Origin of the sequence: Rhizobium sp. Leaf341 (assembly GCF_001424325.1) — a bacterium.
Classification (GTDB): domain Bacteria; phylum Pseudomonadota; class Alphaproteobacteria; order Rhizobiales; family Rhizobiaceae; genus Ferranicluibacter.
Window position 1 is genome coordinate 553,974 of sequence record NZ_LMPE01000003.1, and the last position, 9,055, is coordinate 563,028.

Below are 9,055 nucleotides of genomic sequence, written 5' to 3' on the forward strand. Positions count from 1 at the left end.
CGGCTCCGGCGAATGACGGCCCCGCCCCTGCCGATGGCAGGTACGAGGCTTGTCTCGACTTACTGCTGGAAGAGACGCAGGATGTTTTCGGAATTGGTGTTGGCGATGGAGAGCGACTGAACGCCGAGCTGCTGCTGCGTCTGCAGCGCCTTGAGGCGGGTCGATTCCTCGTTCATGTCGGCATCCACAAGGCGGCCGACGCCCTTGTCGATCACGTCGATCAGATTGGCGACGAAGCCTTCCTGGAGATCGATGCGCTTGGTGATGGCGCCGAGCGTGGAGGCCGCATCCGTCAGGCTGGACAGGATTGTGTTCACGGCGGACAGCATGCCGGCGATCTGCTGCGGCGTCGTCGCCTGCGAGAGCTCGATCACTGCGCCGGATGCATTCGTGCCGCCCTGTGCATTGATCAGATGGTAATCGACCGGAGTGGTGCCGCCTGCCCCATCGGGCTGAGCAACCGTGATGTCCTTGGTCAGCTGGCCACGCGCCGGGTTCTGAAGGTCGATCATGATCGAGGTCGACGTATCATAATCCAGCGTCGTCACGGAAACGGACCCGTCCGACGAGCGGTTGAAGGATCCGACGATCGACTTGACGCCGACAGCGGGCGCGCCTGAGTTGTAGAGCCAGTTCTCGCCGGAGAAGGAGGCCGACTGTGCCGCGGCGGCGAGCTGGTTCTTCAGCTCGGTCAGTTCCTTGTTGATCTTGGACTTGTCGACGCCCGGCTCGCTGGCGGCAACCAGCTTGGACTGGATCTCCGTGATGACCTGGATCGAGGAGTCCATGGCGGAATAGGACGTGTCGACCTTGGCGGCGCCCAGCCCGAGCGCGTCCTGGACCGTGGAAAGTGCCATGTTGTCGGACCGCATGGTCGTGGCGATCGACCAGTAAGCGGCGTTGTCGGACGCCGTTTCCACGCGGTAGCCCGAGGAGACGCGCGCCTGCGTTTCTTCCATGGCGGTATTGATCGTGCGAAGCGTCTGCAGCGCAGCCATCGCTGCGCCGTTGGTCATGATGCTGGTCATTGGGGTTCACCCTTTTTTGGAAGATCGAAAGCATGCGGCCGTTGGCCACCGACGACGAAGGAGCGTCATGCACCTGCCCGATTTACCCGATCGGCAGCGCTTCGTCTTAAGGATGATTTAATCGTGTTATGGTTAACAAAGATTTAAAAGCCGCACTTGCCCGTCAATCTTTATGAACAAATATAAATCAGTCTTATCAATGATTTAATTGGCAATGCCGAACAAAAAAAGACCGCCTCTTGCGAGACGGCCTTTTCCGTGGCGGCAGCGTGTGTCCTGCCGCTTGTTCCAGACGCTCTTAACGGAAGAGCGACAGGATGTTTTCGGAGTTGGAGTTGGCGATCGAGAGCGACTGGACGCCCAGCTGCTGCTGCGTCTGCAGAGCCTTGAGGCGGGTCGATTCCTCGTTCATGTCGGCATCCACCAGGCGGCCGATGCCCTTTTCGAAGGACGAGCTGAGATCCTTGACAAAGTCAGCCTGCATGTCGATGCGCTTGTTGAGGGCACCGAGGTCGGCACCGGCGTCGGTCATGGTCTGCAGAACGCCATCGACGCCCGAAATAGCGGCGGAAAGCAGTGCGGGCGTCATGGCGGAGATATCCAGGGTCAGAACGCTCATGTTGGTCAGGCCAGCCAGATCCGTGGTCAGCTTTCCAGCGGTACCGCCTGTTGCGGGATTGCCGCTTACGTCAACTTCGATCAGCATGCTCTTCGTCGTATCGAAATCCAGCGTCGTCAGGCTGACGGCGTTCGAGGAATCGCGGTTGAAGCCGCCGACGATGTTCTTCGGGGCACCAACCGTACCCTGAACCCAGTTTTCGCCCGAGAAAGAAGCCGACTTGGCAATCGAGACCAACTGGTTCTGGAGTTCGTCGATTTCCTTCTGAACCTTGCCCTTGTCGACACCCGGCTCGCTGGCGGCAACCAGCTTTGCCTTGATTTCGTCAACGACCTTGATCGAGGAGTCCATAGCGGTGTAGGCGACGTCGGTCTTGGCAGCGCCGAGGCCGAGGGCGTCCTGGACCGTGCCGAGCGCCTTGTTGTCCGACTTCATGGTCGTTGCGATCGACCAGTAGGCGGCATTATCTGCGGCGACGCCGACCTTGAGGCCCGAGGACACGCGGCCCTGGGTGGTTTCCATGTCGGCACCGATCTGGCGCAACGTGGAGAGTGCCGCCATTGCGGAAGAATTCGTCAGAATGCTCGTCATCGTAATCTGCCCCTCTTGAACAGGAAAAATGGAAGGGACATTCCGGCCCTTACCGGGAGACAGCGGCCAGCTTCATGCCTGCTAACGTGTTAATTCTCTTGGTTAACCCGCTGTCTCGATAACCATAGAAAACACCATCAGAGTTAAAGAACAGCTAAGGCCGTCAAACATTTTGGAACGAACGAAAAAAGGCCGCGTCTCTTGCGAGACGCGGCCTTTCGTAGGTGTCGTTCGTGCGGGCCGGAGCCCTTCGCGTCTTAACGGAAGAGCGACAGGATGTTCTGCGAGTCCGAGTTGGCGATCGAGAGCGACTGGATGCCGAGCTGCTGCTGCGTCTGCAGAGCCTTGAGGCGGGTCGACTCTTCGTTCATGTCGGCGTCGACGAGACGGCCGATGCCCTTGGTGAAGGAAGCGCTGAGGTCGCTGACGAAATCGGTCTGGAGGCCGATACGCTTGTTGAGGGCACCGAGGTCGGCACCGGCGTCCGTCATTCCCTGAAGGACCGTGTCGACGCCGGAGATGGCGGTGGCGAGATCGGTATTGCTCATCGTCGAGATGTCAAGGTTCAGAACCGTCTTGCCGGTCATGTTCGTGCCGGTGAGGTCGGTCGTGAGCTTTCCGCCGGTTACAACTGCACCCGTGTTGTCGACGGCGATCAGAAGGCTCTTGTTCGTATCGAAATCGAGTGTCGTCAGGCTGACGGCATTGCTGGAGTCACGGTTGAAACCGCCAACCACGTTCTTGACCGCACCGCCCGCTGCGCCCTGAACCCAGTTTTCACCGGAGAACGAAGCAGATTTTGCGATCGACTTCAGCTGGTTCTGGAGTTCCGAAATGTCCTTCTGAACCTTGGCCTTGTCCACGCCCGGCTCGCTGGCGGCAACCAGCTTGGACTTGATTTCATCGACAACCTTGATGGAGGCGTCCATCGCCGTGTAGGCGACGTCTGTCTTTGCGGCGCCGAGGCCGAGGGCGTCCTGGACCGTTGCCAGTGCCTTGTTGTCCGACTTCATGGTCGTGGAGATCGACCAGTATGCAGCGTTGTCGGAAGCCGAGCCGACCTTGAGGCCGGAGGAGATGCGCGACTGGGTCGTCTCCATGTCGTTGCTGATCGTGCGCAGCGTGGAGAGTGCCGCCATTGCGGAAACGTTGGTGTTGATGCTTGACATTTAGACTGTCCCTCTAAGGTACACAAAACAAAAAACTTAGGGACATACCGGACTAACTTACCGGTGATAACGGTTCGGCATCATGCCACTCGGTACCTGTAAATTCCTCAGGAGAACCAAACCCGTCATGTAGGCTGAATATCGCATTCAAAGCTTGCGATTTGCTTAAATCGACCTTGAGCGCAAACCGCAGCCAACCACGGCAGACTCCCGTCTCTGCGCAGAATATACGTTTAAAAACAATGACCTAGAAAATCAATTAAGACTAAATATACCGTGCCGAACAGTACTTGGTTAACCACGCCGCGAACGTCAGTTGAACGAGCGCACCAAACTGCCGACGAGGAGGTTCCAGCCGTCGATCAGCACGAAGAAGAGAATCTTGAACGGCAGGGAGATCGAGGTCGGCGGCAGCATCATCATGCCCATCGCCATCGTGATGGTCGCCACGATCAGGTCGATGACGAGGAAGGGCAGCATGATCAGGAAGCCGATCTCGAAGCCGCGCCGGATCTCGGAAATCATGAAGGCCGGGATGACGGCTCGCAGATCGACGCGACCATCCACGACGACGGTCTGGTTCTTCTCCTGGGCGATCTCGACGAAGAGCTGGAGATCCCGGTCACGCGTATTGGCCAGCATGAACTCGCGGAAGGGTTCGCTGATGCGCGTGAGGGCCTCGGTTTCCGTGATCTGGTCCTGGATCAGCGGATCCACGCCTTCCCGCCACGCCCGGTCGAAGGTGGGCGCCATGACGTAGAAGGTCATGAACAGGGCCAGGCTCACCATGATCATGTTGGACGGCGTGGTCGCCAGGCCCATGCCGGTGCGCAGGATCGCGAAGGCGATGACGAAGCGCGGAAAGCTCGTGACCATGATCAGAATGCCGGGCGCGACCGACAGGATCGTCAGGAGCCCAAAGGTGCGGATGATCCACGAGGCGGCCGAGCCGTCGATCGGCTGGTTGAAGATCTGGGAGGGAAACCCCTGCGCCCCTGCGATCCCCGTCATGGCGACCATGGCGGCTATGAATGCGACCAGACGAATCATTGGACCACGAATGTTCTGAAGATCACATTCGTTACGCGCCCTTCGGAGCGAAGGTCAACCCGTTCCTGGATATCGTCCCTGAGATACTGGAAGCCGCGAGGCCCTTCGATCTGCTGCAGCGAGACGGTGCGCAGGTATGCGGCGACATCATCATGGATCTGCTCGGCCATCGCGACGTCGGGTTTCCCCTGGAAGAGAAGCGCCAGCTCCAGCCGGATCCAGTTTTCCGTGGGATAGGACAGGTTGGTGGTGATCGGATCGAGCTGCAGGACGCCGTTGGCTTCCGTAGAGGCCTTGGGCAAACCGTCCTTGTCGTCCTTCTTGGCATCGCCATGCTCGCCGCCCGCCGGCGCTGCCTCGTGGGCGGCCTCCGCGGCTTCGCGTGCCTTGATGGTCGCCTTGGCCTCTTCCAGCACGCGTGCCTCGTCCGAGCTCAACGGCTCCGGCGCCAGCATGCCGCCGAGAAACCAGCCCCCGCCGGCGCCGACCACCGAGACGATGGCGATCGCCGCGATGGTCATCACCATGCCTTTTTTCTTTTTCGGCTGTGCGCCGTCTTCGATGCCGTCCATCTCGCCTCGCTCCTGCCTTCGGAAGTCCGTTCTGTTCGATGCTGCCGGTTGCCGGCTGCAGCGGCGTCAGAGCGGCGATATGATATCCATGACCTGCTGACCCCAGGGCGGCTGCTGCACTTCGGTCAGGCGCCCACGGCCGCCATAGGAGATGCGGGCCTCTGCGATCTTGTCGTAGGAGATCATGTTCTTCGCATCGACGTCCTGCGGCCGCACGATACCGGCGACATTCAGGATGCGGAGCTCGTGGTTGACGCGCACCTCCTGCGAACCGCTGATCAGCAGGTTTCCGTTCTCCAGGACCCCTGTGACCACGGCAGCGACGAGAAGGACGAGCTTTTCGGAGCGCTCCGTGGTTCCCTCCCCCTTCGTCGACGTGTTCGAGCCATAATCGAGGTTGCCCTTCCAGGCGAAGTCGCTCGTCTGCGAGTTGCCGCTCGCGCCGATATTGTAGCCGCTGTCGTTCGTGCGCTTGCGATCGGTCTTGTTGTCGAAGCTTGCCTTGTCGTCGATCCGGATGTCGACGGTAATGATGTCGCCGATCTTCATGGCGCGGGCATCCTTGAAGAGCGCCGACTGCTGGTCGCTCCACAGAGAATATCCGCTGGCCACCTGATGCGGCTCCTTGGGATACATCGCGAGCTGCGGCGTCTGCGTGTATTGCAGACCGCTGCCGATCGGGCTCATCGCGGGGGCGCGGCCGACATCGTGCAGGGACGACTGGCAACCGGTCAGAAGACTTGCGGCCAGGGCGGCCGAAAGGCGAATTTTCATGACGGTTCCTTCGATGTGTTCGGATCGGCGGCGCTGGAAATGATGTTGGTCATGACGGCCGCCTTCTCGTCGCTCATCTCGCTGAGGATGAGGCTGGACTGACGGGGCGGCAGCTTCATGATGACGGCAGCGGCGATTTCCGGGCGCACCAGCGACAGCTTGCTCGCCGCGGCGTCCGGCTTCATGGTCTTGTAGATGTCGACGAGGTTGAGCTCGGCCTGCTTCAGGAACTCGTCGCGCCGCTTGCGCCAGTCCTCGTATTCCGCACGCCGCTTTTCGAGAAGGGCGATGCGTTCGTCGACGCCGGCCTGCAGCTGTTCGATCTGCTGCTTCTGCAGAAGATAGCGCTGGTCGCGCGCGGCATCGGCGATGTTCGTGCAGAACTGCTGGATCTCGCCACCCTCTGGGATGCCGGCACCGGCGGGCGATGCGACCTCCTGGGCAAAGGCGCCCGGGATTGTCAGGACGAGGCATGCTGCGGCGGACACCAGCAGCTGGCGCAGGCGTGTGGAAGGCATGTGTGTCGCGGTCATTGCAGAACGAGCTCCGCCTGGAGGGCACCGGCCGATTTGATGCCCTGGAGAATGGAAATGATGCCGTCCGGCTTTACGCCGATCGAATTGAGGCCCGAGACGAGGGTCCGCAGATTGGACCCGTTGAGGATGGCGACCTTGCCGCCGGCTTCCTTCGCGTCGATCCGCGTGTTCGGCTCCACGGCCGTCTGGCCCCGCGAGAAGGGTTCGGGCTGGACGACCGTCGGCGTTTCGGTGACCTGCACCGTCAACGTGCCGAAGCTGACCGCGACCGGCGAGATCTGAACGTCCTGCCCGATGACGATCGTGCCGGTGCGCTCGTTGACGACGACGCGCGCCGGCACGTCGGTTTCGATGACGAGGTTTTCGATATCCGCCATCAGGCGCGCGAGATCAGCCATCTTCGGCTTGTCGATGATGACGGTCTGGCTGTCGCGGGCTTCCGCGATCTGACCGCCGAACTGCTCGCGCCCATAGCGGTTGATCGCCGCGGCCATGCCGACCGCGGTGGAGAAGTCGGGATTGCGAAGCTGCAGGACGAGATTGATCGCATCCTTGAATTTTGCCGGCAATTCACGCTCGATGATCGCGCCGTTCGGCACGCGGCCGGCCGTGGTAATGCCCTGCTGCAAGGTCGCCGCGTCGCCCTCGGCGCTGAAGCCGGTGACGACGACAGAGCCCTGGGCTACGGCATAGATCTGCCCGTCGGCACCCGAAAGCGACGTCATGACCAGCGTGCCGCCGCGCAGCGACGTGCTGTCGCCGAGGGAGCCGACGGTCACGTCGATGCGGCTGCCGGGGCTTGCGAACGGGGGAAGATTGGCGGTGACGAGCACCGCTGCGATGTTCTTCGAGCGCGACTCGCCTCCCTGCGTGGAGATGCCGAGATTTTGCAGCATGGCGCGCAGCGACTGCTCGGTAAAGGGTGAGGATCGCAGGCTGTCGCCTGTGCCCTGCAGGCCGACAACGAGACCGTAGCCGATCAGCTGGTTGTCGCGACCCGACTGCAGCGAGGCCACGTCCTTGATGCGGGCGGCCGCGGAAGCGGTATCGACGCCGAGGGTCAGGTTGAGCGGCAGGCTGAGAGCAACCGCTACAACCACTGCAATCAGGCGCCGTGCGAAGGAAACGGTCATTTTGCCACCACGTGAACTGTTCCGTCTGCCATGACGGTGCCCGACACGATCATGCCGGAATCGGTGTTGCGAATGCGGATGAGGTCGCCGACAGCGGCGTTGTCGAGCGGAGAGCCGCCGGCCGAGATCGTCAGCGACCCGTTCGAATAGACGATCCGCACGGCCTTGCCGCGTTCCACGGCATAGGGTTCGCGCAGTCCGGCGACGAAGATGACGCGACCGGCGAGAAGCGTGCGGTTGGTGATCTTGCCCACGACCTGATCGAGCCCGGAGGCGTAGTCCCCGGCAAGGTCCGGATTGGTCACGGCAACCACCTGCAGGTGCGCCTCGTCGATGGTCTGGCCAGGGTAGATGGTTTCCGTGGGAATGACGGCGGTTTTCGACGCGGGCTGCGCGCCGTCCTGGGCACCGGTCAGGCTGCCGGCCTGGCCGTTGGCGCCGGTGGTCGTCATCGTCGAAAGAGCGGCAGCGCACAGCATCGTGGCCAGCAGGCGGCGAAGCGCGGGCTGCACGAAGCGCGCCGCCGACCTCACCGTTCTCAACCTGTCCTTCGGGCGAAACATCATGTCTGCCGCTCCTTCCGTGTCTTCCGGGCTCTGGCCGCTTATCTCAGGTTCTTGCTGACGGTGGAGGCCATCTCGTCGGCGGCCTGGATGATCTTGGAGTTCATCTCGTAGGCGCGCTGCGCCGAGATCAGGTCGGTGATTTCCTTGACCGGATCGACGTTCGACGCCTCAAGATACTTCTGCTTGATCTGCGCATAGCCCGGATCTGCGGGAGATCCGACGACAGGCGCGCCCGATGCCGGCGTTTCCTTGAACAGGTTGTCGCCCTGCGGTGCGAGGCCAGCCTCGTTGATGAAGTTGGCAATCGTCAGCTGCCCGATCGCCTGGGGAATGGAGCTGCCATTGATGCGCGCCATGACCTGGCCGGAGGTGCTGACCGTGACTTCCGACGCACCCTGCGGAATGGTAATGCCGGGCACGACCGTGTAGCCGTCGATGGTGACGAGCTGGCCCGTATCGTTGGTGTTGAAGGCGCCTGCCCGGGTATAGGCCGTCTGGCCGTCCGGCGTTTCCACCTGGAACCATCCCCGACCGATCAGCGCCATATCGAGGTCGTTGCCCGTGGAGACGAGGCTGCCCTGGATGTGCAGGTTGCGCACGGCGGAGGTCTGGACGCCGAGGCCGACATTGGCGCCTTCCGGAACGACCGCCTGGTTTGCCCGGTTGGGCACGCCGGCCGCACGCTCGGTCTGATAGAGAAGGTCGGAAAACTCGGCGCGGGCCCGCTTGTAACCCGTCGTGTTGATGTTCGCGATGTTGTTCGCGATCACTTCGAGGTTCAACTGCTGGGCATTCATGCCGGTAGCGGCAATGGAGAGAGCCTTCATGGTACTGGTCCTTTAGATCCGCGTCAGATCGGAGTACGGGCAATTTCGAGATAGGCCGTGACGATCTTGTCGCGGATGGCGATCGCGGTCTGGAGCGACTGTTCGGCGCTCATGACGGCATCGATGACTTCGCGGGTGTTGGCCTTGCCGCTGATGCCCTGGATGGAGGCGGTTTCGGCGGAGCGGAGCG

Annotated in this window: 11 protein-coding genes; all 11 read right to left on the reverse strand. The window is 61.6% G+C overall.

Going from position 1 to position 9,055, the window contains the following annotated elements:
• Positions 1 to 59: 59 nt before the first annotated feature.
• Positions 60 to 1,028: a flagellin N-terminal helical domain-containing protein gene (locus tag ASG03_RS04215; RefSeq protein ID WP_062470275.1), complete on the reverse strand. Its 969-nt coding sequence runs from the start codon at positions 1,026 to 1,028 to the stop codon at positions 60 to 62.
• 298 nt (positions 1,029 to 1,326) lie between these two features.
• Positions 1,327 to 2,238, reverse strand: coding sequence for a flagellin N-terminal helical domain-containing protein (locus ASG03_RS04220; RefSeq protein ID WP_062470278.1), 912 nt, complete (start codon positions 2,236 to 2,238; stop codon positions 1,327 to 1,329).
• A 257-nt stretch (positions 2,239 to 2,495) separates the two neighbouring features.
• Positions 2,496 to 3,407: a flagellin N-terminal helical domain-containing protein gene (locus ASG03_RS04225; RefSeq protein ID WP_062470283.1), complete on the reverse strand. Its 912-nt coding sequence runs from the start codon at positions 3,405 to 3,407 to the stop codon at positions 2,496 to 2,498.
• Positions 3,408 to 3,719: 312 nt separating this feature from the next.
• A complete protein-coding gene (gene fliP, locus ASG03_RS04230; protein ID WP_062692418.1) occupies positions 3,720 to 4,457 on the reverse strand; it encodes a flagellar type III secretion system pore protein FliP in 738 nt (245 codons plus the stop codon).
• On the reverse strand, positions 4,454 to 5,029 hold the full coding sequence (locus ASG03_RS04235) for a flagellar basal body-associated FliL family protein (RefSeq protein WP_062470292.1): 576 nt from the start codon (positions 5,027 to 5,029) through the stop codon (positions 4,454 to 4,456). Before ASG03_RS04235 ends, fliP begins: the two co-directional genes overlap by 4 nt.
• A gap of 66 nt (positions 5,030 to 5,095) precedes the next feature.
• Positions 5,096 to 5,803 carry a flagellar basal body L-ring protein FlgH gene (gene flgH, locus ASG03_RS04240; RefSeq protein ID WP_062470296.1) on the reverse strand — a complete coding sequence of 236 codons (708 nt, stop codon included), beginning with the start codon at positions 5,801 to 5,803 and terminating at the stop codon, positions 5,096 to 5,098.
• On the reverse strand, positions 5,800 to 6,321 hold the full coding sequence (locus ASG03_RS04245) for a MotE family protein (RefSeq protein WP_244475155.1): 522 nt from the start codon (positions 6,319 to 6,321) through the stop codon (positions 5,800 to 5,802). Before ASG03_RS04245 ends, flgH begins: the two co-directional genes overlap by 4 nt.
• Positions 6,322 to 6,332: 11 nt before the next feature.
• Positions 6,333 to 7,472 (reverse strand): flagellar basal body P-ring protein FlgI, encoded by a 1,140-nt coding sequence (locus ASG03_RS04250; RefSeq protein ID WP_062692422.1) that lies wholly within the window; start codon positions 7,470 to 7,472, stop codon positions 6,333 to 6,335.
• The gene (gene flgA, locus ASG03_RS04255; RefSeq protein ID WP_062692423.1) at positions 7,469 to 8,038 is read right to left on the reverse strand and encodes a flagellar basal body P-ring formation chaperone FlgA; all 570 of its coding nucleotides are present in this window, start codon (positions 8,036 to 8,038) and stop codon (positions 7,469 to 7,471) included. The genes ASG03_RS04250 and flgA overlap by 4 nt, the downstream gene beginning before the upstream one ends.
• Positions 8,039 to 8,076: 38 nt before the next feature.
• Positions 8,077 to 8,865: a flagellar basal-body rod protein FlgG gene (gene flgG / locus ASG03_RS04260; RefSeq protein ID WP_062470309.1), complete on the reverse strand. Its 789-nt coding sequence runs from the start codon at positions 8,863 to 8,865 to the stop codon at positions 8,077 to 8,079.
• A gap of 23 nt (positions 8,866 to 8,888) precedes the next feature.
• Positions 8,889 to 9,055: flagellar hook-basal body complex protein FliE (locus ASG03_RS20955; RefSeq protein WP_210168547.1), on the reverse strand; the 167-nt coding region annotated here is incomplete at its 5' end.

Bases quoted from the DNA above. Each gene is read 5' to 3' on its own strand.
- ASG03_RS04215 (WP_062470275.1), bottom strand. From the start codon at position 1,028: ATGACCAGCATCATGACCAACGGCGCAGCGATGGCTGCGCTGCAGACG.
- ASG03_RS04245 (WP_244475155.1), bottom strand. From the start codon at position 6,321: ATGCCTTCCACACGCCTGCGCCAGCTGCTGGTGTCCGCCGCAGCATGC.
- flgG (WP_062470309.1), bottom strand. From the start codon at position 8,865: ATGAAGGCTCTCTCCATTGCCGCTACCGGCATGAATGCCCAGCAGTTG.
- flgA (WP_062692423.1), bottom strand. From the start codon at position 8,038: ATGATGTTTCGCCCGAAGGACAGGTTGAGAACGGTGAGGTCGGCGGCG.
- ASG03_RS04220 (WP_062470278.1), bottom strand. From the start codon at position 2,238: ATGACGAGCATTCTGACGAATTCTTCCGCAATGGCGGCACTCTCCACG.
- ASG03_RS04250 (WP_062692422.1), bottom strand. From the start codon at position 7,472: ATGACCGTTTCCTTCGCACGGCGCCTGATTGCAGTGGTTGTAGCGGTT.
- fliP (WP_062692418.1), bottom strand. From the start codon at position 4,457: ATGATTCGTCTGGTCGCATTCATAGCCGCCATGGTCGCCATGACGGGG.
- flgH (WP_062470296.1), bottom strand. From the start codon at position 5,803: ATGAAAATTCGCCTTTCGGCCGCCCTGGCCGCAAGTCTTCTGACCGGT.
- ASG03_RS04235 (WP_062470292.1), bottom strand. From the start codon at position 5,029: ATGGACGGCATCGAAGACGGCGCACAGCCGAAAAAGAAAAAAGGCATG.
- ASG03_RS04225 (WP_062470283.1), bottom strand. From the start codon at position 3,407: ATGTCAAGCATCAACACCAACGTTTCCGCAATGGCGGCACTCTCCACG.